Origin of the sequence: Faecalibacterium sp. Marseille-P9590 (assembly GCF_017377665.1) — a bacterium.
Classification (GTDB): domain Bacteria; phylum Bacillota; class Clostridia; order Oscillospirales; family Ruminococcaceae; genus Faecalibacterium.
On sequence record NZ_JAFREF010000003.1, the window covers coordinates 130,836 to 156,757 of the forward strand.

Annotated in this window: 23 protein-coding genes and 1 pseudogene; 5 read left to right on the plus strand and 19 right to left on the minus strand. The window is 57.2% G+C overall.

Features of this window, described 5'->3' with window-relative positions:
• Positions 1-5: 5 nt before the first annotated feature.
• The 8 genes from J3349_RS05555 to J3349_RS05590 all read right to left on the minus strand — a co-directional run bounded on the left by J3349_RS05555 (position 6) and on the right by J3349_RS05590 (position 7,070).
• A complete protein-coding gene (locus tag J3349_RS05555) occupies positions 6-935 on the minus strand; it encodes an ROK family protein (RefSeq protein ID WP_207676708.1) in 930 nt (309 codons plus the stop codon).
• A 15-nt stretch (positions 936-950) separates the two neighbouring features.
• Positions 951-1,655 carry an N-acetylmannosamine-6-phosphate 2-epimerase gene (locus tag J3349_RS05560; RefSeq protein ID WP_207676709.1) on the minus strand — a complete coding sequence of 235 codons (705 nt, stop codon included), beginning with the start codon at positions 1,653-1,655 and terminating at the stop codon, positions 951-953.
• Positions 1,656-1,660: 5 nt separating this feature from the next.
• Positions 1,661-2,119: a YhcH/YjgK/YiaL family protein gene (locus J3349_RS05565; RefSeq protein ID WP_207676710.1), complete on the minus strand. Its 459-nt coding sequence runs from the start codon at positions 2,117-2,119 to the stop codon at positions 1,661-1,663.
• 100 nt (positions 2,120-2,219) lie between these two features.
• Positions 2,220-3,149: a dihydrodipicolinate synthase family protein gene (locus tag J3349_RS05570; RefSeq protein WP_207676711.1), complete on the minus strand. Its 930-nt coding sequence runs from the start codon at positions 3,147-3,149 to the stop codon at positions 2,220-2,222.
• Positions 3,150-3,323: 174 nt separating this feature from the next.
• Positions 3,324-4,292 (minus strand): carbohydrate ABC transporter permease, encoded by a 969-nt coding sequence (locus J3349_RS05575; protein ID WP_158402067.1) that lies wholly within the window; start codon positions 4,290-4,292, stop codon positions 3,324-3,326.
• 15 nt (positions 4,293-4,307) lie between these two features.
• Positions 4,308-5,234 carry a sugar ABC transporter permease gene (locus J3349_RS05580; protein ID WP_207676712.1) on the minus strand — a complete coding sequence of 309 codons (927 nt, stop codon included), beginning with the start codon at positions 5,232-5,234 and terminating at the stop codon, positions 4,308-4,310.
• A gap of 108 nt (positions 5,235-5,342) precedes the next feature.
• On the minus strand, positions 5,343-6,698 hold the full coding sequence (locus tag J3349_RS05585; RefSeq protein ID WP_207676713.1) for an extracellular solute-binding protein: 1,356 nt from the start codon (positions 6,696-6,698) through the stop codon (positions 5,343-5,345).
• 66 nt (positions 6,699-6,764) lie between these two features.
• Complete coding sequence (locus tag J3349_RS05590; protein WP_207676714.1) at positions 6,765-7,070, minus strand: hypothetical protein; 306 nt, start codon at positions 7,068-7,070, stop codon at positions 6,765-6,767.
• Between the two features lie 118 nt (positions 7,071-7,188).
• Between J3349_RS05590 and J3349_RS05595 the strand changes: the two genes are divergently transcribed.
• Entirely contained in the window at positions 7,189-8,034 is an 846-nt protein-coding gene (locus J3349_RS05595) for a MurR/RpiR family transcriptional regulator (protein WP_207676715.1), read from the plus strand.
• Positions 8,035-8,139: 105 nt separating this feature from the next.
• Here J3349_RS05595 and J3349_RS05600 read toward each other — a convergent pair whose 3' ends face one another.
• From J3349_RS05600 to J3349_RS05645, 11 genes and pseudogenes are all read right to left on the minus strand, one after another.
• A complete protein-coding gene (locus J3349_RS05600; RefSeq protein WP_242699528.1) occupies positions 8,140-9,723 on the minus strand; it encodes a C69 family dipeptidase in 1,584 nt (527 codons plus the stop codon).
• Between the two features lie 275 nt (positions 9,724-9,998).
• Positions 9,999-10,361: a helix-turn-helix transcriptional regulator gene (locus J3349_RS05605; RefSeq protein WP_015537470.1), complete on the minus strand. Its 363-nt coding sequence runs from the start codon at positions 10,359-10,361 to the stop codon at positions 9,999-10,001.
• A 145-nt stretch (positions 10,362-10,506) separates the two neighbouring features.
• On the minus strand, positions 10,507-10,779 hold the full coding sequence (locus J3349_RS05610) for a hypothetical protein (RefSeq protein ID WP_207676717.1): 273 nt from the start codon (positions 10,777-10,779) through the stop codon (positions 10,507-10,509).
• A gap of 31 nt (positions 10,780-10,810) precedes the next feature.
• Positions 10,811-11,782 (minus strand): hypothetical protein, encoded by a 972-nt coding sequence (locus J3349_RS05615; protein WP_207676718.1) that lies wholly within the window; start codon positions 11,780-11,782, stop codon positions 10,811-10,813.
• Positions 11,783-11,828: 46 nt separating this feature from the next.
• On the minus strand, positions 11,829-13,292 hold the full coding sequence (locus J3349_RS05620) for a hypothetical protein (RefSeq protein ID WP_207676719.1): 1,464 nt from the start codon (positions 13,290-13,292) through the stop codon (positions 11,829-11,831).
• Between the two features lie 32 nt (positions 13,293-13,324).
• Positions 13,325-14,392: a hypothetical protein gene (locus J3349_RS05625; protein WP_207676720.1), complete on the minus strand. Its 1,068-nt coding sequence runs from the start codon at positions 14,390-14,392 to the stop codon at positions 13,325-13,327.
• Between the two features lie 26 nt (positions 14,393-14,418).
• Positions 14,419-15,342 carry a WYL domain-containing protein gene (locus J3349_RS05630; RefSeq protein WP_242699529.1) on the minus strand — a complete coding sequence of 308 codons (924 nt, stop codon included), beginning with the start codon at positions 15,340-15,342 and terminating at the stop codon, positions 14,419-14,421.
• 180 nt (positions 15,343-15,522) lie between these two features.
• Positions 15,523-15,702, minus strand: a complete 180-nt coding sequence (locus J3349_RS05635) for a hypothetical protein (RefSeq protein WP_117554102.1) — start codon at positions 15,700-15,702, stop codon at positions 15,523-15,525.
• 178 nt (positions 15,703-15,880) lie between these two features.
• Positions 15,881-15,997, minus strand: a pseudogene (locus J3349_RS14045) (recombinase family protein); the annotation flags it as partial.
• Between the two features lie 188 nt (positions 15,998-16,185).
• On the minus strand, positions 16,186-18,852 hold the full coding sequence (gene ppdK / locus J3349_RS05640; protein ID WP_207676721.1) for a pyruvate, phosphate dikinase: 2,667 nt from the start codon (positions 18,850-18,852) through the stop codon (positions 16,186-16,188).
• Between the two features lie 48 nt (positions 18,853-18,900).
• The gene (locus J3349_RS05645) at positions 18,901-19,131 is read right to left on the minus strand and encodes a hypothetical protein (protein WP_158401892.1); all 231 of its coding nucleotides are present in this window, start codon (positions 19,129-19,131) and stop codon (positions 18,901-18,903) included.
• A gap of 128 nt (positions 19,132-19,259) precedes the next feature.
• Here J3349_RS05645 and J3349_RS05650 point away from each other — a divergent pair, with 128 nt between their 5' ends.
• From J3349_RS05650 to J3349_RS05665, 4 genes are all read left to right on the plus strand, one after another.
• Positions 19,260-20,012 (plus strand): DapH/DapD/GlmU-related protein, encoded by a 753-nt coding sequence (locus J3349_RS05650; RefSeq protein ID WP_207676722.1) that lies wholly within the window; start codon positions 19,260-19,262, stop codon positions 20,010-20,012.
• A gap of 199 nt (positions 20,013-20,211) precedes the next feature.
• Complete coding sequence (gene pth / locus J3349_RS05655; protein WP_158395265.1) at positions 20,212-20,790, plus strand: aminoacyl-tRNA hydrolase; 579 nt, start codon at positions 20,212-20,214, stop codon at positions 20,788-20,790.
• A gap of 354 nt (positions 20,791-21,144) precedes the next feature.
• Positions 21,145-24,630, plus strand: a complete 3,486-nt coding sequence (gene mfd / locus J3349_RS05660; protein WP_207676723.1) for a transcription-repair coupling factor — start codon at positions 21,145-21,147, stop codon at positions 24,628-24,630.
• A gap of 19 nt (positions 24,631-24,649) precedes the next feature.
• Positions 24,650-25,759 (plus strand): foldase, encoded by a 1,110-nt coding sequence (locus J3349_RS05665; RefSeq protein ID WP_207676724.1) that lies wholly within the window; start codon positions 24,650-24,652, stop codon positions 25,757-25,759.
• The last annotated feature ends 163 nt before the right edge of the window (positions 25,760-25,922 follow it).

Consider the following 25,922-nt stretch of genomic DNA (forward strand, 5'->3'; position numbering starts at 1 on the left):
CCCTTTCAAATCTCGCCCCGCGACTGGCGGAAATAGTAGACTGCGCCCACCATGCCGGCGTCGTTGTGGAGCTGGGCGGCGCGGATCTCCAGTCCTTCCGCAAAAGCGGGCATCACGGAGGCACGCACTTTCTTGGCGACGGGGTCTATCAGCAGCTCCTGCTGTGCGCTGACGCCGCCGCCGATGAGGATGAGCTGCGGGTTGAAGATATGCACCATGCCCGCAAGGCCCTGAGCGATCTCATCCGTCCAGTCGTCCAGAAGCGCCAGGATGGTGGGGTCGCCTGCATGGGCCGACTCAAAGATAGCGCGGCCATCCTTCCACTTCGGGTTCCGGGGCTGTGCGCCCCGCACCAGAGCGGTGGTTGCGGCGTACCGCTCCCAGCAGCCCGACGCGCCGCAGGTGCAGAACACGCCATCCAGCGCGTGGGTGCGGAAGTGTCCCAGCTCACCGCCGAGACCCCGCGCACCTTCCAGCAGGCGGCCTCCGGTGAGGATGCCGCCGCCGACGCCGGTCCCCAGCGTGACACCGATGACGTCCGTGTAACCCTTCGCGCCGCCGACCCAGACTTCACCCAGCGTCATGCAGTTGGCGTCGTTGGCGACAGTGGTCGGCAGGCCGAACTTCGCTTCCAGCTCCGCTTTAATGGGGCTTCCGATGTAGTTGGGCAGACTGCCGCAGGTCCCGGCCACGATGCCCTTTCTGGTGTCGATTTGTCCTGCGGCGGAAACGCCGATGCCCGCAAGGCCCTGCGGTTCAACAGCCTGCTCCTTGAGGAACTGTTCGGCAGCAGACAGCACCGTGGTGAGGATGGGCGTCTCGTAGTTGTCGAAGCAGACGCTCTGCTCCGTTTTGGAGAGCACACGGCCCTCTTCGTCCACGATGCCCAGTTTGACGGCAGTGCCGCCAATATCAATGGCAAGATACTGTTTCATCGTCGTATCTCCGTATTATTTGTGCATGGCGTTGATGGCACCGGTGAAGCGGGCGGTGATCTCCGCCGGGCGGGTGATGGCACCGCCGACGACGAGGGCAAAAGCTCCGGCTTCCAGCGCCTTGACAGCCTGCTCAGGGTAATGGATATGACCCTCGGCGATGATCTTTGCCGGGCATTCCGCGGCCAGCTTGTGGACAAACTCAAAATCAATATCGTTGATTCCCTGCGTCTCGGGGGTGTAGCCGCGCATGGTGGTGCCTACGAAATCAGCACCGGCCTCGGCGCAGAGCATGGCGTTCTCGAAATTGTCGCAGTCAGCCATGAGCAGCTGGTCGGGATATTTCGCCTTGATGGCGCGAATGAACTGGGCCGAAGTAGAGCCGTCGGGGCGGATGGCGGCAGTACCCTGCACGGCGAGGATGTCCACGCCGCAGGCTACCAGCTCGTCCACCTCCTTCATGGTGACGGTGATGTACATGGGGGTGCCGGGGTAATCCTTTTTGATGATGCCGATGACGGGCAGGTCCACCACCTGTTTGATCTGGGTGATGTCGCGGACGGTGTTGGCGCGGATGCCCACGGCTCCGCTCATGGCGGCGGCTTTCGCCATCAGGGGCATGACGCCGCCCTCTTTGGTGTAAAGAGGCTCCGTCTCAAGTGCCTGACAGGAGACGATGAGGCCGCCTTTGATTTGCTCAAACAGTTTTTCTTTCTCCATATCCATCAATCCTCCATCCTGATTTTGATGACCACTTTGCGCACATGAGCACAGCCGGGGCGTGCCACACCGGGCTTGTGCAGCTCGCCGGGGAAAAACAGGACGAACCGCCCCTCGCCCAGCGTGCCGCTGACGGCATCCGGACTGGTCCTGAAACCAATATCTCCCGTAAACTCCCCTGCCTCTTCACCGGGCAGATTCGTATAACCCCAGCCCTCGCCGCCGGTCAAATCGATTTGAAGGTCAGCGTACTTTTTGTGGTATTCGAGGCGGGTGCTGTCGGGGCTCAAATCGGCCTCCATCACGTTGATGAAGACGTTCTCACCGTCCACCTCGATGCGGCCCAGCGGCAAATCGTACAAATCGTGGGCCACATGGTAGGCGGTAAGATAGTCGATGGCAGTGTCAAGATTCCGGTGAAGCCCGCGATAACGGTTCAGATGCTCCAGTGCGTCGCAGATCATGTTGATTTTCTCCTAACCAAGTGTTTTTTTAACAGAAGCACAAAGAGCGCCTGCCCTCTCCCCCTCATTGAGAGACGGAGAGGGGGCGCTTTTTGATTTTTCAGAGTTTTGCGATGGCGGCTTCGATCATGGCCTGTGCTTCGGCGACGATGGGCTCATCTTCCGGGATGAGGCCGGGCATCGGCTCGCGGACGCCGCCCAGCTCAAGGCCGTACATCCGGCGCAGGATCTCCTTCTGCACTGCGTAGAGGTTGCCGTGGGCTTCGCACATCTTATAAATGATGCGGTCGGCGTCGTACTGAATGGCGCGGGCAGCTTCGATCTCACCCTTGTTGATGTGCTCGTTCATGGCAAGATACAGCTCCGGCATAACGGCATAGGTGCCGCCGATGCCGCCGTCCGCGCCGATGACGCGGCCGGAGACGAACTGCTCATCTGGGCCGTTGAAGACCACGAAATTGCCCTCACCACGGGCGGCAATGCCTGCATCCTTGAACATCTGGATGTCCTGAGTGGGCATAGAGCTGTTCTTGACGGCAACGACGTTGGGGTTCTTGAGCATCTCGCGCAGCAGGCTCATGGTCAGGCCGGTGCCGGCCAGCTGGGGGATGTTGTAGATGACGAACTCGGTGTTGGGAGCCGCCGCCGACATATCGTTCCAATATTTGGCGATGGCATACTCCGGCAGATGGAAGTAGATGGGCGGGATCGATGCAATGGCATCCACGCCCACGCTCTCGGCGTGGCGGGCCAGCTCGACGCTGTCGGCGGTGTTGTTGCAGCCGACGTGTGCGATGACGGTCAGTTTGCCTTTGGCTTCACTCATGACGGCTTCCAGCACGGCCTTGCGCTCATCGACGTGCTGATAGATGCACTCACCGGAGGAGCCGCCCACATACACGCCCTTGACGCCCTTTGCGATCAGATGGCGGGTCAGTGCCTTGACGCCCTCGGTGGAGATATTGCCCTCTGCGTCGTAACAGGCATAGAAGGCCGGGATAACGCCCTGATACTTGGTAATGTCTTTCATTTGTCCATGTCCTTTCTGATAATTCAAGCCCTACACGCTCTCCGTTCGGGAAACGGCAGCAGCGCCCTCTTGCGGTTCCCAGCGTCTGCTTCGGCCCTTGGGCGGGCCTCGCATCCTGCTGACCGCGGCGCCAAAAATCCCTCCCTGTTTCCGCCGCAGGCGGCGGTCGGGATTTTAGCCTTTGACCGCACCCATTGCGATGCCCTTTGTGAAGTACTTCTGGAAGATAAGGAAGATGATGATGATCGGCACAGCGGCCAGAGCAGCGCCTGCCATGATAAGGCCGAAGTCGGTGCTGTTCTCCGCCTGCAGCTTTGCGATGCCCAGCGAGATCGTCAGGTTGCTGGTGCTGGACAGCATGATGAGCTGCATGAAGTAATCGTTCCAGCTGTTGATGAAGGTAAAGATGGCCAGCGCACCGATGCCCGGCTTGACCATCGGGAGCACGACGCTGACGAAGGTGCGCGCCTCGCTGGCACCGTCGATACGGGCCGCTTCCAGCATCTCGGTGGGGATGCCCTCACTGAACTGCTTCATCAAAAAGACGCCGAAGGGCCAGCCCACGATGGGGAAAATGACAGCCCAGATGGTATTGTAAAGGTTCAGTGCGCTCATCTCACGCAGCAGCGGGATGAGGATGACCTGCTTGGGCAGGGCCATTGCGCAGACGATGAGGGTGAAGAGCAGCTTGCGGCCGACGAAGCGCTTTTTTGCCAGCGCATAGCCTGCCATTGCGGCGGTGATGCAGGTGAGGATCATGGACATGACGGCCATGAACACGGTGTTTATCATCCAGCGCAGCGCGGCCGGAGCGGTAGGGCCGACGGAAAAGTAGATCGGCTCTCCATCCGCGCTGAAAGAGTGGCTGAACGGCACGGCCAGCTGCCACAGGGGTGCGCTCTTGCCTGCGAAAAGTTTCTGGTAGTTGGTCAGCACCCACTGGCTGGGCCACCACTCGGGGGTAGTGGAGTTGATGGCCGCGCCGGTCTTGAAGGAACCGGTGATGATCCAGTAGAGCGGAAATGCAAACAGCACGGCCACGATGCTGATAAGGATGAGGGTCAGTATCATGTAAGCGCTCATCTTTTTCAACTTGCTGGGGTGACGCTTCAACGGTTTCTGTTTTTTTGCAGTTGCAGTCATTGCCCGGCACCTCCTTTAATTATCCTGACTGCCAAGCCTGAACTGGGCAGCCGACAGGATGGCGATGATAACGGCCAGCACAACGCCCATTGCGTTGCCGTAACCATAGCGGTAGAGCTTGAATGCCGTGTAGTAGATGTAGTACATGATGGTATCGGTGCTGTGGTTGGGGCCGCCGGAGGTCAGCAGCTGGATCAGTGCGAAGCACTGGAAGGAGTTGATGGTAGTGATGACCAGGATGTACAGGGTGGTGGGCATGATGGCGGGCCACTTGATGCGCCAGAAGCACTGGAAATCGGTGGCACCGTCCACTTCAGCGGCTTCCACGATGGACTGGTCTACGTTGCCCAGTGCGGAAACGTACAGCACGATGGGCTGGCCGACAGAAGTAGTGAGCAGGATGAGGATGATGCAGCCCAGAGCGTATTTTTCATCGCCCAGCCAGTTGATGTTCTTGTCGATGAGGCCCACAGCCTTGCCCAGATAGTTGAAGATGCCGTAGTAGTTGTTGTACATCCACTTCCACACGACGGTGACAGCCACCGAGCCGGTGACGACCGGCAGGTAGAACACGCAGCGGAAGAGGCTGGTGGCCCACTCGGGCAAATCGACGATGGCCGAGCTGACCCACAGCGAGAACGCACAGGTCACAGGCACCGAGACGACCACGATGATGAAGGTGTTGCGCAAAGCGCCGATGAAGATGGGGTCTGCGAACAGCTCTGCGTAGTTGGCAAAACCCACAAAGACGTCGGCACGGTTCATGGTCGAGTCAAAAAAGCTCGTGACCACGCAGAGTATCATGGGGTAAATGACGAAGCCGAGAAAAAAGATGAGGCTGGGCAGAAGGAACAGGTAGGAAGCGATGGTCTCCTGCCGAACCAGTGCGCTGCTGCGCTTCGGCTCTTTGATGCTTGCAGTCTTTGCAGCCAAAGAAATCACCAGACCTTTCGTTCTGATTGGGTGCTTGTCTTACACAAAATGCCCCTCCCTCGCCGGGATGTTCGAGGGAGGGGCAGTCATTACTTATTTGCCCTCAGGCGGAAAAGCTCAGGCTTCGGCGGCTGCGGCTGCGTTGGCGTTCTGGACAAAGGTTGCAACGGAAGTGGCAACGTCTTCGCCAGTGCCTACACGCTGGAGCATGTTCCACCACTCGGTGCGGGCAGTTGCCCAGCCCGGAGTGATCTGGTAGTAGTCGCCCAGATAGGCCATGAACTTGGTGTACTCGCTCATGATGGCATTGTCGGCGTAGATGTCGCCCACGCTGGCGCGGACCGGGAAGTAGGTGGAAGCCAGAACGCTGTCCTTCACCTGGTCAGGGTCAGCAGCGATGAACTCAATGAAGGTCTTGGCTGCCTTGACCTTGGCCTCATCGCCATTATCGAAGACGCCAAAGCCCCAGATGCCGCCGCAGAGCTTCGGGTCGCCGCTTGCAGTCGGGAATGCCATGGGCATGATCTCGTCGCCGTCGTTGGTCAGGCCGGCGTCGTTGTTGTCGGTGTTCAGCTGCTGAGCGATGTTCCAGCAGAAAGCCATCTGCAACGTGCCGTTGCGGAACAGAGTGATCTCGTCGCCGCCAGCGATGGAAGCGTCGAAGTTGATGCCGTCGGCGTCGTACAGTGCCTGGATGGCCTTGATGTTCTCGGCAGAGTCTGCAGTGTACTTGGTATGAGCGTCGTCGGTGAAGGTGCCGCCGTACATATTATTGATAATAGCGCGGGTACCCTGGTCGCCGCCCTGACCGCCGCAGTAGACGGCTGCCACATTCTCGTAGCCGCCCTTGTACAGAGCGTCAACGGTGTTCAGGAAGCCTTCGGTGCTCCAGGTGTGCTTATCGGTGTCGAGATACTTGTCAGCGCCCACTTCCTTGACCTTGGTCATGTTGACGGCCATGCAGTGTGCGGTCATGCACAGGGGGTACTCGTAGTAGTCGCCCTTGTCGTTGTGGCAGGCGGAGTTGACGGACTCGTAAATGTCCTTCTTGGCGTCGTCGGTCCACAAATCGTTCAGCGGAGCCATGACACCCTTTGCGCCCCAGTTGGCCACCAGACGCTCGGGACCTTCCATGATGAGGTCGGGTGCGCTGCCGCCCTCGATGGCGGTGTTCACCTGGTCGTCGCCGTTGGTGTAGTCCAGATACTCAACGGCCACTTTAATGTCAGGATACTTTGCGTTGAAGCTGGCGATGAGCTCCTGCACGGTCTCGTCCTTGCCCCAGCCGCCGATGGGGTATGTCCACAGCTTGATGCTTGCGCCGGATGCAGAGCCGGAAGCGGCAGTGGAAGCAGCAGTAGAAGCTGCCGTGCTGGTAGAAGCGGACTTGCCGCCGCAGGCAGCCAGCGCACCCGCTGCGCTCATAATACCAACGGCCTTCAAGAAGGAGCGACGAGAAATGGCATTCTTCATAATAAGTTCTCCTTACCTATCATCATATCGGCGGTCCTTCATCCCTGACCGCTCTTGTTGGCCTTATTATAGAAAACTTCTTTCATTTTGTCCATCGGTCGCATACACAATTTTCAGAAAGTTTTCTTGTCCATTCCGCACAAATATCTGGGATACCAGCCAGTTTTTGGCCACTTTCACCAGTTTCATTGCCAGTTGTAGCCATTTTGTAATCATTTCTGCGTAGTTTGTCATTTTCGGTTTGAAAATCATTTTCGTTTTTCTTCCGCAGTTTTGAAATTTATTTTCAGTAATAAGTTCTACTTTTCCTCGTTTTTTAGATGCTCTGCACAGCTTTTTCTTCCGAATTATGGCGAAAAGCACACTTGTCAAGCGGCCAAACTTCTTTTATACTTTTTATAAAGATGCCCCCTTCCCTGTGCAGCGGAAGGGGCAAAAGAAGGTATCAGGAATAGTGCGGGCATTGCGGCCCGCTCGAAGGAGCTTGACCATGGGTACAAATTTTTGGGAATTGCTGCATCAACGACAGGACCAGCTGACCAGATCCGGCCACGCGGTCGCCGACTACTTGCTGCAGCATGCGGACGAAGCGCAGTATCTCTCCATTTCCTCGCTGGCCCGGGAGTGCAATGTCGCCGAGGCGACAGTGTTCCGGTTCTGCCGGGCTTTGGGGTTCGACGGCTACCATGAGATGCGCATTGCGCTGGCGCAGGCCAACGCCACCGGCACACCATCCAGCCAGAGGGAGCTTCAGCCCGGTGCTACCACCGCAGAACTTTGCGAGCACGCATACGCCCGCTTTCTCACCGCCATCAACGGCACCCAGAACGCCCTCTCTACCGAGGCCGTGGACGAGGCCGTACACCTGATGCAGGAGGCCAGGCAGGTGTTCTGCCTCGGACAGGGCGGCAGTATGCTCCTGGCAAACGACATCTGCGCCCGCTTCGCCAGCCTTTCCACCAAGTTCCGCACCGCAGGCGACAGTCATTTACAGCTGCTGACTGCCAGTCTGATGAACGAGGCCGACGTTGTGCTCTTCATTTCCTACTCCGGCGCGACCCGCGACATGATGGAGACACTGCGCACCGCCAAGGCCGCCGGGGCAAAAATTATCCTCCTGACCCATTACGAGGACTCCCCCGGCGCATTGCTCGCGGATGTCGTCCTTCTCTGCGGCGCACAGGAAAGCCCGCTGGACTCCGGCAGCATTCCCATCAAGGCAGCATTCCTCTATGTAGGCGAAGTTCTGGTGCTGCGGTATATGCTGGATGACCCTGCCCATAGCAACACAGCACAGGACCTCACCAGCGAGGCTATGACCGTGAAAATGCTGTAAAAAGTTTTTTCTATGTACTGCCAAAAGTAAAACGCCCCCGGCTTCCTGTCATGGAAGCCGGGGGCGCTGCGGTTTTATGGGAAACGCCTCAGGCGCTGCAAAGCCTCAGTGCAGCAGAGAGCTGACCCATGCCCGGGCGGCCGTCTTGGCCTGGAGCTTATTGTACATCTTCAGGGTGGTGTTGTACACCTTCTGGCTCATGGCATTGCTGGCGTTGGTGGCGGCAGCCTGCTTGGCCTCAAGCGTGTCGGCGGCGGCAACGGCGGCCTTCATATCGGCGTAGTCGGCCATGATCTCCTGCTGGAGCGCGGCATAGCTGGCCTTGGCTGCTGCCCGATCCTTTGCGGTGACCTGATTGCCATTGCTGCCGTAGGTCAGCAGGTTGGAGAGGGCGTCACGCACGCCGTAGAAGGAGTCGGTCCAGTCGTCCGGGTAGGTATAGTAGCGGCCCTTGGCATCCTGATACCAGACGCCCTCGGTGGGCTGCTCGTCGGAGCGGGTGACCGTGTGGACCGAGACCTTGTAGACATCTGCGGTGTCGGTGGTCAGCATCGGATAGTAAGGGACGAAGGCGTTGTACACATCGTCGTCAAAAGCGGTCCACTCGGTAATGGCGGTGTTTAGATCGCCGGTGGCGCTCACCTGGAACAGATGAGTCTCCACATTGCCCGTCTTGCCGATGGGCTCGGTCTGAAAGAAGTGGATGGAATCCTCCACCGAGAACTTCTTGGTCAGCTGGATGTTGGAGTAGACCGGGACGATGGCACCGTTCTCGCCGACGTTGCTGATAGCAAAGTCGGTCTCGCTGTAGTTGTCCTTCGTAAAGGTATCGGTGCCGTACAGGTAGTTCAGGCCGGCTGCCATGCGGTCCGATGCGATGTCGCCGTTGTAGGAGGCATCCAGATCGATGACATTGGCAGCGGCGTCGCCCACAAAGGTACCGGCCTTCTGGGCCACGGAGATCAGGTTAGCAGAGGCCACCACATGGTCGGTGTCATCCAGATCGATCTTGCCCATAGCGGCGATGTTGGGCTGCATGAAGACCACGCTGGAGGAGAGCTTCAGGGCAAGGTAGGTGTGGCCCGTCAGGTTCTCCACGAACCAGGTCTCGTTCTGGTCGGCAATGAACACGCCGGAGCCGCCGGCTGCACCGGCGTTGTCGTAGATGGAGGTCAGCAGGGCAACACCCTCGCGGGCCGTGGAAGCTTCGCTCAGCAGCACCGTGGTGATCTCGGCTTCCTCAATGCCGTTGTCCACATAGGGGTCTACGCTCAGCACGGCGTCGGTGCCGTAGAGAGACTCGGTGGCAGAGACCATGACGCCCTTCTCGTTGGTGCCAGCCTCCTCATAGGGGGTGTGCTCATGGGTGCTGTCGCAGTCCGGGCAGACACCCAGACCGTTGTCGTCCCGGCGGGCGGTGTAGCGGTAGCTGTCATGGGTGAAGGTGTAGGTAAAGCCGTAGCAGCCCTCGTACACCTCGCCCGCGGTGTGCTTCCCGGCGGGGCTGATGTTGAACAGCTTGTTGTAATCGTTGGTGCCAAGATCCTCGATCCGGCCAAACATGGTGGTGCCATCCTCGGTGAGGTCGCTGCCAACATAGAGTGCCGTGCAGGCGAAGGCGGAAGGAACCATGGCAAGCGTCATCGCACAGGCGATGAACGCCGCAGCAATTTTCTTCTTCAAAGACATAATAGTATCGATCCCTCTCTTGTTGATTGTCGGCATTTCGTCGGCAGGTGTCATAATACACCAATTTTAATAAAAATGCAAGTATTTTCCCGAAATTTTAGCATATATTCATTTTTATATGGTATATATTCATACCGCGTTTTTCATCCGCCCCTCCGTGAGCGCAAAAAACCGCCCCGGCTTCCTACTATGGAAACCGAGGCGGTTCGTTTACTTTATGGGTGCTTTTGCAGGCACTCAATTTCTATCGACTGACATTAAGGTTTTGGGAAGTTTTAGTCATATCTGTATTTAGAGGACTTTCCGTACACTTTTCGGAGCGACTTTTTCAGGCTGACGACCGTTTCTTTGATGATCTTTGCCTCATCGGCAGAGCAATCTGCAAGCTGTTCGGTCATCCAGCTGTCGAACACCGGCTTTGCCTTTTTGATCTCAATGCACAGCAGCTCGTCTGCGGAGCAGTCCAGTGCGTTGATGATGTCGATCAGCGTTTTCAGGCTGGGTACAGAGTTGCCTGTTTCGATATGGCTGATGTGCGTGACCACCACGCCGACCTCATTGGCCAGCTGCTCCTGCGTCATACCCTTTGCAAGGCGGCAGGCACGGATGCGTTTTCCGATGTCGGCGTAGTCCACCATAATACAAGTCCCCTCCGTTTTGTGAAGTGATACTTGTATTGTATGTGCAATCGACCAGGATTGTAATAACCTGAAAGTGCAGTGGACTTTTGGCAGAAAGTTTCTGTCAAAATCATTTTTTGCACTTTAGCCCCGGACACAAAATTTATTTTTTCTCTTTCTTTGCACGCAGTCTTGCATTTTCCTGGTTAATCTTTTCGATTTCTTCGCTGTTGGTCAACCAGCCAAGACCCTTGGAAAGCTCTTTCTTTTTTGCTTCGTTATCACTGATTTTGGAATCAATGAGTGCAACGCTTGTAGCCTTCATATTGTCAAGTGCAAGCTTTGCACCGCCGCCCAAAAGTGCTGCACCCAAAGAAACCGCTGTCGCAAACAGAGCGCTCTGTTCTTTTTCCATGTCATTTCTGCCGATACCCATACTGTACTACTCCTTTACTTGTTGTGTTATTTTATTCCATTAAAAGAATGGTCCGTCCATTCTCTTCAATGTCTTTCCAAAACATATCATCTTCATCTCTACAGTAATTCTGCAGGAGTTTAAGATTTGCACCGATCACCTCATCAAAGAAATTCTGATATTCCCGCTGGATATCATCCTGCGGTTCTTTTTTCCAGCGGCCGACCAGGTTTTCCAGCGCAACCAATTCCTGCATAGTCTCAAGCATACCCCGGATTTTTTTCATGTCTCCGTCCAGTTTTTTCAGCTTGATACTCCTGATAAAACGAGGTCCTCGCACGATCTTCTTCACATCGCTCACATAAATGCGAAGTGCACCTTCAAACCGGTGGATTGCTTTGATAAACGCATCGTCCGCCTTTTCAAGGTAGGAAACTTGATTCGTTTCATCCTGTGCCCTTTTATAGCGTTCCAGATACGTTTTGCCATCCATCAGCCGACTGCTGTAGTCGTTCAGATGTAGGTCTTCCAGTAGTTCAAAACGCTCGTTGAAGTGCTCGATCTGTGCGATATGCAGCTGTACCAGAAATTCCCCCAATTTTTTCGGATTGGTCAGGTCATGCATTTCCACCAGTTCCTGCATGGCCTGCTTGCCTTCCTCCTTTAAATCGCCTCTACTGTCAATGCTGTCAGGACTGAACAACACATGCAAGGCACTTTTGTCTTTTACAAGCTCTTTGGTCTGTACTACATTTCCATTGAGATCCTGTATCCGCGCCATCTTTCCCACAACGTCAACGGTATCCACCGCCGTTTTTATCTTTTTTTCAAAGTCCCCCTTCGTCATCACGTCTTCTACAACATCTGCGTGTTGTATAAAAATCGACTTCAATGCCTCTGCATTCACTGTTTTGCCTGTTTTGTTCTCGTAACTTTCTGCATATTGGTCTACCGCTTTTGAAATCGCCAGCTTCTTTGCCTTATCCAGAACACTTGCCCGACTTTGTTTTTTCTCCACTTTCACGATTCATCGTTCCTTTCAGAATGTTTTATACTATTCATGTCATATGTCATCGCAAAACAAATTCTTCCTCGGAGCACATTGCTGCGCGGAACGCGTCAAAATCTCTATGCTGCAGTGCAAGACCTGTCTGGTCTGCATATTTCAAAATGGCATATACCGCACGCTCGTAGTTGGTATCATCATCCGCAAGGTACGCGAAGGCATCCAGCAGGCTGTTCAGTCGGGTACGCTGCTGCTGTTCATATTGCTTCATAAAATCCATCAGTTGACGGTGATATTCCTGTTCCAACCGCGTTGATTCCTTCAGCAATGCCGTCATCCGATCGTACTCTGCCGCATTCAGCTCTGCCTGCTCCACAATAGCGCGTGTGCAGGACACCACATAGGCTGCTACCGTATAGACCGCCATCGGGACAAACGGATTTGCCGTGCCGACCACCAGTCCGAGCGCTTTGGTAAAATAGACCGTTGCGACCGACTTTACCGTCGTATCTGCCAAAGCCCCCTGCAGCTGCTGCCCGGTGATTTCTCCTTTTGCGTAGGAATAAAGTGCTGCGCCTCCATCTATCAGCCCGCCCGCCATGACTGTTGCTGCGGTTGAATCCGAAAGCACCGGAAGTGCCACTTTCCGGCCTCCAAAGCGGATCACCGTGCTAAGCACGCCGGTCTCGCCACCGCGCAGTGCACCGCTGACGGTATCCGCTTTTACCTCTTCCAACGCATTGTCGAGCGTTTTGCGATCCCGCAGCACCTCAAACAAATTCTGTGTACCGGACACAATGGCTGTGATAACACCGGTTGCCACCGCCATATTCGATGCCGCTGTACCGACCTCCCGCGCCAGCTGCTTTCCTTCAAAGCGAGCCGCATACTGCCGAACCGCTTGTTGAGAAACTCTGCCATCTGTGCCACGCAGCTTTTGCAGCTCCGCAGTTGTTGTGCCTCCTGATGCAATGCCAGTGGACGGATCTGTCAAGCCCTTCTTCATCAAGTTGGATACCGCATTCTCGTAGGCCGTTTTTGAAATCTCACCGTTTTTAGCCATTTTGTGCAGGCAGCTCTCAATGTCTGCCATCTGGTCTGTTGGTGCAATGCGTTGCATATCCGTATACTTCGGATCTACAAAATTCTGCGCAGCTCGCCAGGCACTGTTATTGTATTTTGCCTGTCCTTGCCCTACGATTCGGCCATTCCTCTGCATACGGAAGTCATCCGGTGCCGTATGCCCGCCGTATCCTCCCCGACCTGCCGCCAGATCCGTCACTGGGTTCCGGTCAAAGCGTTCGCCGCAGTTTGCCATATTCGTTTGCAGCTTTGCTGCCTCAATGTACTCAAACAGATTTCCCTTGGACTGCTCAAAGCCTACTTTTGAAATCTTTCCTGCCTTGTACAAAAGCTCCCTCATAGAGTCAATGGCCGTATCGGTTCCCATTTGTACATTCTGGGAGGCCGCATTGCCCACAAATGCACCAGCCTGACCTTCCAGATTTTTTTCTTCCCTGCTTCTCACAGCTCGATCCTTCTTTCTCCTTTACAGGCGCATCAGAAGCCGTACCTTCCCTGTGCGAATGCCGGATACACATTCCTTGCGTTCTGCAGAGTTGTCTGTGCTTCCGAAGCCAGTTCCCCGGCCGGTGTCAGAAGCGGTTCTGACAGTACTGAACACATAATTTGTGCCATAAGCCATGCCTGATGAATCTTTTTCTGCTCTGCTTCGGTCAGGCTGTTGAAATCGATTTTCTCATCGTCTGAATCGTACAGCATCCTTTTCTGCTTCTGTCTGGTGCGCTGTTCCATATATTTCATCTCATTTACTACCGGATAAAATGCACTGCGAAAGCGTACCAGAAAGTCCGAATAGTTTTCTGCAATACTTGCAGTCTTTTTCATAAAATCTGTCATAACAGCCATCTTTTCCACCGCCGTTTCGGCCCGCGCCGCCGTGGCTTCTGCACTGGCCAGATTTTCATCCGCCTTGGCATTCATGATAAGGCCTGCGGCTGCCAATACCGGCCCGACAACGATGCCGCCGAGAACCAGTGTGCCGCCCGCCATGCCCAGACCGCCTGCGGTCAATGCACCGCCGCCAAACCATGCCAGCGTTGCATTGGTCGCTGCCACGCCGGACAGACTTGCAATGGCCGTGCCTGTTGATGCAGATGCAAACATCATCGCTCCGCCGTAGGAGGCAATGCCTGCCAGCACTCCGGTGCCAAGAGAAGCAACGCCTGCCCGCGCAATCTCCGTTGCCTTCAAAGCAGCAACTTCCATATTTTTCAGGTTTTCTGTTCCCTGACGCTTGAGCTTCAGACGTTCATCCCCGGCCACGTCACTTTCCATCCGGACATTCTTGAAGGCTCTGAACGTACGGATAAAATCATTCATTTCTTTCGACCAGATATCTACCTTGAGCACTCCCAGCCGTTTCAGGCATTCCGCTGTGCAGGTTCTTTGTTCCTCCAGCATCTCCCGCGCCTCGTCATAGATATTCTGTGCCTCCGCAACGATCTGCTTTGCGTTTGCATTTTTTGTGTGAGCAGATACACTTTTTACAGCACCGGTGATGCCGGCCAACGCCGCACCACCCAGCAGGATAAAAGGCACCGCCATTTTATTTTTCTCCTTTCCTAATGCGTTTATTGTTCTGCCAGTACCCGCACATAGTCTCCCTGACTCCGCACCCACATTTGGATACCTGTGCCAAACACCTCAGCCTCTATGATCCAGCCCTTCTCCGTCACCTGCAAAACCTTTGCAGTGGGCAGACGGTCAAGTACAGATTCCAGACTCGGCCCGGTATACTCAAACCGAATGGTCTGCAACTCGCCGCCGTACATAAACTGGATGCGCTTGCGCATCTCGCCCTCCTGAAAGCGGTCGGTGTACCGCTGTGCAAAGTGTCGGTCGAGGGTCTTATAGTTCTGAATGCGGTCAATACGATAAATCGTCGGGGAATTGTCCTGCGGGTTCTGGAAGTGTTTGTCCTTGTCGATGCCTTCGATGAACGCCGCCAGATAGAAATAATACTCGCTGAACAGGATGCCCACCGGCTCAATGGTGCGCACACGAGTCTCGCCGTCGTGGGTGCGGCAGTAGGTAATTTCCATAACATTGTGATTTTCTACTGCCGTGCCGATCTCCCACAGGCTCTCGATAAACTTCCGGCCATGCTGCGGCTCAACGTAATGGAAGCGTTCGTTGCTGATGAGGTCTTTGACCTGATTTAATCGGTCCAGCGGGGTGCACACCTGCACCAGCTTGTCCAGAATGGGGAACATCTCCTCCTTGACCATGGAGCGGCTCTCCAGCAGGATCTTGCACACTGCCAGAATCTCGCTGCTGGTGAGGAAGCGGGAAAGCGTGTCATCCAGCAGATAGCCGCCCTTTGCGGAGTTGTATAAGATCTCTCGGCGCGGCTCGCTGTCTGCAAAATGATTGCGCAGGGTGTCAAGATCGCGCTGGATGGTTTTCTCACTGACACCGAAGCGGTCAGCCATCTGCTGTTTGTTCAGCACACCGCCCTGTACCAGCACCTGCTGGATATAGAGTATACGGTCCAATCTACTATTACGCACAGCTCATTCTCCTTCTCTGCTCATTGTAACACAACACAACTATCGCTGCAATTCTTTGTGTGAAGTTTTGTCGTTTCACGGAATTACAAAAAAATTTTTGTCTCTTTTGCACAACCCCAGTATACAAAAAAAGATGGACAGACCGCCTGTCCATCTCCTAAAAAGTCAAGGTAGACTATTCTTAAATTGCCAACCTCTTTTGAAGCGATAGGCACTGTTCATCAGTTCATCTGTGATGGTGTAAAGCGCCCGGCGTGGCGAACCATATCCGCCAATCAGCCCAATCACAATCGCAAGATTCAGCACAAATGCAATGCTCAACAGCACCATCAAAAATTTTTTCATACGCTCTTCTCCTTCTTTCTTATGTTTCTATCAACTTTTCTGCTCTCATTATACAGATTTGGCTGGACGGTATGGTTGTCCATCCTCCACAAACAACAAAAAAGGAACACGGCATTCTCGTTTTGAATGTCCCGTGTTCCTTCTGTCCGCCTTTGCAGCGGCTTCTTTTACATAGAAGTCAATCCTTCATTTCAGCGTCCTCCCGAATCTGCCGCTTATATTTATAATAGGTATTCCGGGCAAGTCCAGTCAATTTTATGCACTCCATGTCATCCAATGTGCCGCCAAACGCCTTTCAGGAATCAGCGGAAACTGCCAGCCTCCCTGTCTTTCTTGCCCCGTCATTTATATATCCTCAATTCATTGAATTCTTGACTAAACCAAAACCCTCCCCGGCAAAACCATTCAGTTTCACCGGGGAGGGTTTATCATACGTTTATCTTCCCATGTTTTGCAGGATCAGTGCATCTTCATGCAACAATCTTACTTTCTGGGATTCTTGATGGCAGCCTGGGCAGCAGCCAGACGTGCGATAGGCACACGGAAGGGAGAGCAGCTGACGTAGTCCAGACCAACATTGTGGCAGAACTCGACGCTGGAAGGATCGCCGCCGTGCTCGCCGCAGATGCCCAGACCCAGGTCGGGACGGGTCTCACGGCCGTCATGTGCAGCCATCTTGACCAGCTTGCCGACGCCGACCTGATCCAGATGCTGGAACGGATCGCTCTCGTAGATCTTGTTCTCGTAGTAAGCGCCCAGGAACTTGGCAGCATCGTCACGGCTGAAGCCGAAGGTCATCTGAGTCAGGTCGTTGGTGCCGAAGCTGAAGAACTCGGCCTCCTTGGCAATCTCGCCGGCAGTCAGAGCTGCACGGGGGATCTCGATCATGGTACCGACCAGATACTTCATATCAACGCCGGAAGCCTTGATGAGCTCGTCTGCGACCTTGACGACAACGTCCTTGACGAACTTCAGCTCCTTGACCTCGCCGACCAGCGGGATCATGATGTGCGGAGTGATGATATAACCGGTCTCAGCAGAGACGTTCAGAGCTGCCTTGATAACAGCGCGGGTCTGCATTGCTGCGATCTCGGGATAGGTGACAGCCAGACGGCAGCCACGATGGCCCATCATGGGGTTGAACTCGTGCAGAGAAGCAACGACGTTCTTCAGGTCATCAAAGGTCATGCCCATGTCGGCAGCCAGCTCCTTGATGTCCTCGTCCTTGCTGGGCAGGAACTCGTGGAGAGGCGGGTCCAGATAACGGATGGTCATCGGGCGCTCACCCATGATGCGGTACATCGCCTCGAAGTCACCCTGCTGGAACGGCTCGACCTTGGCCAGAGCAGCCTCGCGCTCTTCCACGGTACGTGCGCAGATCATCTCACGGACAGCCTTGATGCGGTCCTCAGCAAAGAACATATGCTCGGTACGGCACAGGCCGATGCCCTCAGCACCCAGGTCAACTGCCTGCTGTGCGTCGCGCGGGTTATCAGCGTTGGTCATGACCAGCAGCTGACGAGCGGCGTCTGCCCAACCCATGAAGCGGTTGAAGTTCTTGTTGCCGGTGGCGGCGACGGTAGCGACCTGCTCACCGTAGATGTTACCAGTGGAGCCGTCGATGGAGATCCAGTCGCCCTCGACGAACTTGTGGCCGTTGAGCTCGAAGGTCTTAGCCTCTTCGTCGATCTTCACGTCGTTGTCGTTGCCGCAGCCGGAGACACAGCAGGTACCCATACCACGAGCAACAACGGCTGCGTGGCTGGTCATGCCGCCGCGGACGGTCAGGATGCCCTGAGACACCTGCATACCGACGATGTCCTCGGGAGAGGTCTCCAGACGGACCAGAACGACCTTCTTCATCTTGCCGGACTTGACCATCTCCTCAGCCTCTTCGGCGGTGAAGACGATCTGGCCGCAGGCAGAACCGGGAGAAGCTGCCAGACCCTTGCCGACGACCTCAGCAGCCTTCAGGGCAGCTGCGTCGAACTGGGGATGCAGCAGGGTATCCAGCTGCTTGGGCTCCACGCGCAGGACAGCCTCCTGCTCGGTGATCATGCCCTCGTCCACCAGGTCACATGCGATCTGCAGAGCAGCCTGAGCGGTACGCTTGCCGTTACGGGTCTGCAGCATATACAGGTGGCCGTCCTCAATGGTGAACTCCATATCCTGCATATCGCGGAAGTAGTTCTCCAGACGGGTAGCGATCTCAACGAACTGGTCGTAGACCTCAGGCATCTGCTCGTGCAGGTGGCTGATGGGAGACGGAGTGCGGACACCAGCAACGACGTCCTCGCCCTGTGCATTGATGAGGTACTCGCCCATCAGCTTCTTAGCGCCGGTGGCGGGGTCACGGGTGAATGCAACGCCGGTGCCGGAGCGGTCGCCGGAGTTACCGAAAGCCATCTGCTGGACGTTGACAGCGGTACCCCACTCGTAGGGGATCTCGTTCATCTTACGATAGACGTTTGCACGGGGGTTGTCCCAGCTGCGGAAGACGGCCTTGACAGCCTCGATGAGCTGATCCTTGGGGTCCTGGGGGAACGGCTTGCCCTCGTTGTCCTCGTAGATCTTCTTGAAGGTGCCGACCAGTTCCTTCAGGTCGTCAGCAGTCAGGTCAACGTCATTCTTGACGCCCTTGGCTTCCTTCAGCTTATCGATCTCGACCTCGAACAGGCTCTTCGGGACCATCATGACGACGTCGGCGAACATCTGCACGAAGCGGCGGTAGCAGTCATATGCGAAGCGGGGGTTGTTGGTCTTCTTGGCCAGACCCTCGACAGCCTCGTCGTTCAGGCCGAGGTTCAGGATGGTGTCCATCATGCCGGGCATGGACTGACGTGCGCCGGAACGGACGGAGACCAGCAGCGGATTCTCGTTGTCGCCGAAGGTCTTGCCGGTGATCTTCTCGAGGCCCTTGACGTGCTCGAAGATGTCAGCGGTGATCTCGTCGTTGATCTGGCGGCCATCTGCGTAGTACTGGGTGCAGGCCTCGGTGGTGATGGTGAAGCCCTGCGGCACCGGCATACCGGCTGCAGTCATCTCAGCCAGACCAGCGCCCTTGCCGCCCAGAATGTTCTTCATGGTGACCTTGTCGCCGCCAAAGGCATCGTTGCCTTCGCTGAAGTAGTACAGATACTTTTTGCTCATGCGTGTTTACCTCCCAAATGATGGCCGCTGGCGCGAAGCACGGCGGTCTTATCGTTGCTCTGTCTTGTCATACGATAAACATTTCTCTGTGAATGCTAAACTATTATACCAAAATTTCACGTCTATTCCATCGGGCAAATCACCGAATTTGTTTGATATTTTTTGTGCAAACCCTTGCATTTTACTCACTTTTTGGGTAATATAAAATGGGAAAGATTTGAAGAGGATTTTTGAGTTCTGACGCCGTTTTTGGGCAGTTGGATACAACTTTCCATCCATTAAACTTGCTGCTGTTCTTGTTTGTCTTCCATCTTTCCGAATTTCTTCTATCTTGGATACAACATTTCCTCTTCCGCAGGGGTCTGCACAGCTTCTGCGAGAGGCGGTTTTGGAGGAGGTTTTTCTCTATGCAGAATATTGATACATCCGCACTGGCTGCCGCAAAGGCAAAGCTCGACGCTGCCGAGGCCCAGCGCGAAGAGGTGCTGCTGCGCCACATCGCAAACGGCGTGGACATCCGCAGCCGCAATGTGGAGATCGGCTCTGAAGTAGTCATTGCCCCGGGAGCCGTCATCCTCGCAGGCACCATCCTGCGCGGCAAGACCGCCATCGGCGCAGGCTGCGTCATCGGCCCCAACACCCTTATCGAGGACAGCACCGTGGACGAAGGCACCACCGTCAACGCCAGCCAGGTCTACAGCAGCCACCTCGGCCCCCACAACAACATCGGCCCCTTCACCCATGTGCGCATCAACACCGTCACCGGCTACGGTGTGCATCTGGGCGCTTATGTCGAGACGAAGAACTCCAACTTTGCCCGGGGCAACACCGTCAGCCACCTGACCTACATCGGCGACAGCGATGTAGGCAAGTACTGTAATTTCGGCTGCGGCACCGTCACCTGCAACTACGACGGCAAGGACAAGTTCCGCACTCAGATCGGCGACTACTGCTTCATCGGCTGCAACACCAACCTTGTCGCCCCCGTCACCATCGGCGACGGGGCCTACACCGCCGCCGGCAGCACCATCACCAAAGACGTCCCCCCGCAGGCTCTTGGCATCGCCCGGGAGCGTCAGACCAACCTCGACGGCTGGGCTGAACCGAAAATGGAGGCGTACATTATAAAGAAGCAGAAACTCGAAAAAGAGCAGGGTTAAGTTTTCCGTTTTTACTCTCCCTCCGACTCTGCCCAGAGCGCCGGTTCCGCATCCAGCGCTTTCCATCTGCCCCGGCGCACGTTCCGCATCCGTGCGCCGGGGCATTTTATGTTTTTTGTGTATCTTTTTGCGCGCGCGTATGTTATAATAACATATTGTTCGAAAACAGATCCAACGTAAAAAAGGCAGAATATATCATATGAACACCAATGACATCTGGCTCATTGCCGGCCTCGGCAATCCGGAGCCGAAATACGACGGCACCCGTCACAACGCAGGCTTTGCCGCGCTGGACTATCTGGCCGGCAAGTGGGGCATCTCCGTCTCCAAGACCAAGTTTCAGGGCCTGTGGGGGCAGGGCGAGGTGGACGGCCACAAGGTCGTGCTCCTGAAGCCCCTGACTTATATGAACCTCTCGGGCGACTCCATCGGCCCGCTGGCGGGCTTCTTCAAGATCCCTGCCGACCACGTCATCGTCCTGTGCGACGACATCACCCAGAACCCCGGCAAACTGCGCATCCGGCCCTCCGGCTCTGCGGGCGGCCACAACGGCCTCAAGAGCATCATCGCCCGCCTCGGCGGCGAGAACTTCCCCCGCATCCGCATCGGCGTGGGCGCAAAGCCCCGCCCGGACTACGATTTGGCCGACTGGGTGCTGGGCAAGTTCCCGCCCGACGATGCCAAGGCCCTCGCCGACCGCTGCCCCGACATCGCAGCCGCCGCAAAGCTCATCATGGACGGCAAGCTGGGTCTGGCGCAGAGCAAGTATAACGGGTAATCCCTCTCAGGCGCTGACGCGCCAGATTCCCCTTTTTGTCGCTTACGCGACATCTTCCCCCGGCCGGGGGAAGTCTTTCCTCAGAGGGGGAGCCCTTAGCAGGCCGGGCCGCTTTGTACCGCCTGCTGAAAGCCTGCGCATCCGCAGAATGCCGGGCCTTGCTTGCGGGGGCAGATGTCTTGTGGACAATGCACCTTGTCAAGCTGTTGCTGTCCTCGGCAGCAGGGCACTACCGTTCCCGATAAAAGAACCCTCTCTTGTCTCGCAAAAGCCTGACCGACACGCCAGTGGCTCTCCCCATGGGAGAGCTGGCATCGCGCAGCGATGACTGAGAGGGCTGAAAGGAGGTCCACCATGTACGAAGCGCTCCTGAAAAACACCCCTGAATATCAGAAGATAGCGGCCAGCCTCGCCTCCCCCGGCCCGGCGGCGCTGTTCGGCCTGCCTCCGGCAGGCCGGGCATTGCTCTACGCCGCGCTCCAGAAGGACACGGACCGCATCCTCTGCGTCGTCACGCCCGGCGAGGCCGAGGCCACCCATTTTGCCGACGACCTCAAGACGCTGGGGCTCTCGGCGGCGGTGTTCCCGCCCCGGGACTTCATGCTCCGCCCCGTCGAGGGCGCGGGCCGCGAGTACGAGTACCGGCGTCTGTCGGTGCTGGGCGCACTGGCGGGCGGACGGCTGAACGCCGTCTGCGTCCCCGCCGAAGCCCTGCTCCAATACACTGTGCCGCAGGATGAGTTCCAGAAGAACACCCTCACCCTCAAGCCCGGCATGGTCTACAACCGCGAAGCGCTGGTGGAGCGGCTCTTCGCCGCCGGATACGTGCGGCGAAGTCAGGTGGACGGCCCGGGACAGTTCAGCGTCCGGGGCGACATCGTGGACATCTACGCCCCCGATATGCGCCAGCCCGCCCGTGTGGAGTACTGGGACGACGAGATAGACTCACTCGCCTCCTTCGACCTGCTCACCCAGCGGCGGGACGGTGCGCTGGAAAAAATCTATCTTTCCCCCGCCCGTGAGGTGCTGTTCGGCAGCACCGCCGACACGGCGGAGGCCCTCCGCGCCGCCCAGAAGAAAGCCCGCGGCAAGCGCCGCACCGCCCTCGAAAAGGCCATGGAGTCCGACCTCGCCCAGCTGGACAGCGGCGTCATGCCCGAGGCTATGGACAAATACTACGGTCTGCGGTACAAGACGCCCGCCACATTGCTCGACCACCTGAGCAGCCCCATCTTCATCCTCGACGAGGTGGGCGGCATCCGGGACGCCCAGAAGGCCACCGAGTTCCGCCGCAGCGAAGAGCTGACCGGCCTGCTCGAGGAGGGCGTTATCTGCCCCGGCCTCGATGTGCTCTACCAGACCATGGACGACCTCGCCATTGCGGCGCAGGACCAGAGCACCCTGCTCTGCGAGAACTTCCTGCGCGGCATGAACGAGTTCAAACTGAAAGACCTCATCAACGCCGAGGCGTTCGCGGCCCCCAACTGGGGCGGCGACCTCGCTTCCCTGCGGGAAGACCTCGACCCGCTGGTCCAGCAGGGGTACGCCGTGACCCTTTTCGCCGGTACGCCCAAGGGTGCTGCGGCCCTTACCCGCGATTTGGCTGACAAGGGCTATGCCGTCAGCATGAGCCGAGACGTCCGGCCCGCGAAAGGTTTGGTTCAGGTACTGCCCGGCCACCTCACGGCGGGCTGCACCTTCCCGTTCGCCCGCGTGGCGGTCGTTTCGTCCCGGCGTCACGGTCTGGACGACGAGGCCGCCGAAAACAAAAAGCGCAAGAAGAACAAAAACGCCCTGTCCAGCCTCTCGGACATCAAGCCCGGCGACTATGTGGTTCACCAGAGCCACGGCATCGGTATGTATGCGGGCATCCAGCGTCTCGAGGTGCAGGGCGCGATAAAAGATTACCTGAAGATTCAGTACTCCGGCTCGGACGTGCTGTATGTGCCGGTCACTCAGCTCGATCTGCTGAGCCGCTACACCGCCCCCGGCGACGAGGAAAAGGTGAAGCTTGCAAAGCTGGGCGGCACCGAGTGGCAGCGCACCCGCGCCAAGGTCAAAAAGGCCACCGAAGAGATGGCGCAGGAGCTTATCGAGCTCTACGCCCGCCGCCGTCAGGCCACGGGCTACGCCTTCCCCGCCGACGGTGATTGGCAGAGCGATTTCGAGTCCCGCTTCGAGTACGACGAGACGGACGACCAGCTCACCGCCACCGCCGAAATTAAGAAGGACATGGAAAAGGGCTGGCCTATGGACCGCCTGCTCTGCGGTGACGTGGGCGTCGGCAAAACAGAGGTCGCCTTCCGCGCGGCCTTCAAGTGCGTCATGGGCGGCAAGCAGTGCGCCATTCTGGCCCCCACCACCCTGCTGGCGTGGCAGCACTACAACAGCATCATCTCCCGCATGGAGGCGTTCCCGGTGAAAGTCGGGCTGCTCTCCCGCTTCCGCACCGCCAAGCAGCAGAAAGAGACCCTGCGGGGCCTGCAGGCCGGCAGCGTGGACATCGTCATCGGCACCCACCGCCTGCTCTCCAAGGACGTCCGGTTCCACGACCTGGGCCTTGTCATCATCGACGAGGAGCAGCGTTTCGGCGTCAAGCACAAGGAGAAGCTGAAAGAGAACTTTATCGGCGTGGACATGCTGACCCTCTCGGCCACCCCCATCCCCCGCACCCTGAACATGGCCATGAGCGGCATCCGCGACCTCTCCACCATCGAGCAGCCGCCCATCGAGCGCCAGCCGGTGGAGACGTTCGTGTTGGAATACAATGACGTCATCCTCGCCGAAGCCATGAAGAAGGAGCTGGCCCGGGGCGGTCAGGTCTACTACCTGCACAACCGGGTGGACAACATCGAGTCCTGTGCCGCCCATGTCAGCCAGATGGTGCCGGGAGCGCGGGTGGGCATCGCCCACGGCAAGATGACCGAGGAAGAGCTGAACCCCGTCTGGCAGCATCTACTGAACGGCGAGATCGACATCCTCGTCTGCACCACCCTCATCGAGACGGGCATTGACGTGCGCAACTGCAACACCCTCATCATCGAGGATGCTGACCGGATGGGTCTGGCCCAGCTGTACCAGATCCGGGGCCGCGTAGGCCGTTCGGGCCGGAAAGCCTACGCCTACTTCACCTTCCGGCGGGACAAGACCCTCACCGACATCGCCCAGAAGCGGCTTTCGGCCATCCGGGAGTTCACGGCCTTCGGCTCCGGCTTCCGCATCGCCATGCGCGACTTACAAATTCGCGGAGCAGGCAGTCTGCTGGGCCACAGCCAGCACGGCCACATGGAGGCCGTGGGCTATGACCTCTATGTCAAGATGCTGGGTCAGGCCATCGCCCGGGCCAAGGGTGAGCCCATCCAGCGCGACAAGAGCGAATGCCTCGTGGACCTGCGGGTGGACGCCTTCATCCCGGAAAAGTATATTGCCGACGGCCCGGGCCGCATCGAGGCCTACAAGCGCATCGCCGCCATCCAGACCCCCGAAGACGCCGCCGACGTGCTGGACGAACTCATCGACCGCTACGGCGACCCGCCGCCCTCTGTCAGCGACCTCGTGAACGTCTCGCTGGTGCGCGTACAGGCCACCGCTGTGGGCGTCTACGAAGTCACCCAGAAAAAGGACACCCTGCTGTTACAGGTGGAGACGCTGGATGTGGCCATGATTCGCGGCCTGCTCATCGCTTTCAATGGCCGGGTGACGGCAGGAGCCGGCACCAAGCCCTACCTCTCGGTGACTCTCCAACCCGACGAAAAGCCGCTGGAACTGCTGCAAAGCATCCTCAAGGCGATGGCAGACATCCTTGCCGCCCCGCCGGAGGAAAACAACGGCAAAAAATAAATTCACTAGGAGTACACTTATGAAAAAGAAACTCATCGCGCTCGTCTGCGCCCTCGCTCTGGCCGTCGACCTCGTGGGCTGCAGCCTCTCCACCCCGGATTCCGTAGGCACCATCGGTGAGGTGGACATCTCTTCCGGCCTCTATCTGCTGGCCCAGTTCGATGCCTACCAGACCGCCGCCGACCTCGCTTCCGACGACCAGGACGCCACCAAGGTGTCCAGCTTCCTCAAGGCCACCATCACCGTCGATGACGCCACCGGCGAGACCGCCGTGGTCAGCGACTATGTGGCCCAGAAGACCCTCGAGAACCTCGAGTCCTACGCCGCCATCGAGACCCGTTTCGATGAGCTGGGCGGCGTGCTGACCCCCGACGAGGAGACGCAGGCCGACAGCTACGCCTCCCAGCTGATGGAGCAGAACGGCGACCTCTATAAGGCCAACGGCATCGGCCTCGACACCCTCAAGCGGTTCGAGCGCATCCTCATCAAGAGCAACGACCTGCTCGAGAAGTGCTACGGCACCGACGGCGAGACCCCCGTCTCCGACGCAGAGCTGACCAGCCACCTCGAGGACGAGATGGTCTACATCCGCTATGTGGTCGTGCCGCTCTACAACACCAGCACCTTCGCTTTTGCTGATGACGACCAGAGCGCCCAGATGCTTGAGCTGGCCCAGACCGCCGCCGAGAGCTGCAACACTGCCACCCCCGATGGAGCCAGCGCCCAGACCTCCGCTTTCAGTGCCGCCGTCACCGCTGCCCTGCCCGACATCTACGCGGTGCTGGATAGCGAGCCCTCTTCCGACGCTTCTTCTCTCTCCACTGCTCTGCTGGGTTCTGACAACATCAATGCCACCTTCTCCGAGGAAGGCACCGCCGACGCTGTTCGCGCCCTCAAGCCCGGCGAGGCCGCTGCCGTGCAGTATTCCAGCTATGCGCTGATGATGCTCGTCCGTCTCGACCCGCTGGACGCTGACACGCTGGACAGCCTCCGCGCACAGGCCCTCTCCGACATGAAGAGCGGCGAGCTGCAGGACAGCATTCAGTCCTATGGCGCCCAGCTGTCCCACGCTCTGGATTCTGCCGCCATGAAGAAGATGCCGGCTTCCAAAATCAAGAACGAGAAGTAATTTTCCTCAAAAATAATACAAAAGCTCCGGGAAACTGTTGGTCCCCGGAGCTTTTCTGTTATCATACTGCTTTTCAAATTCCGCTTCCAGCGCCGCGCGGGCATCGTTCGTGCGGCGTTGCTTTTTGTCGGTTTTTATGGTATCCTCTTAGCAGAAAGGCGCT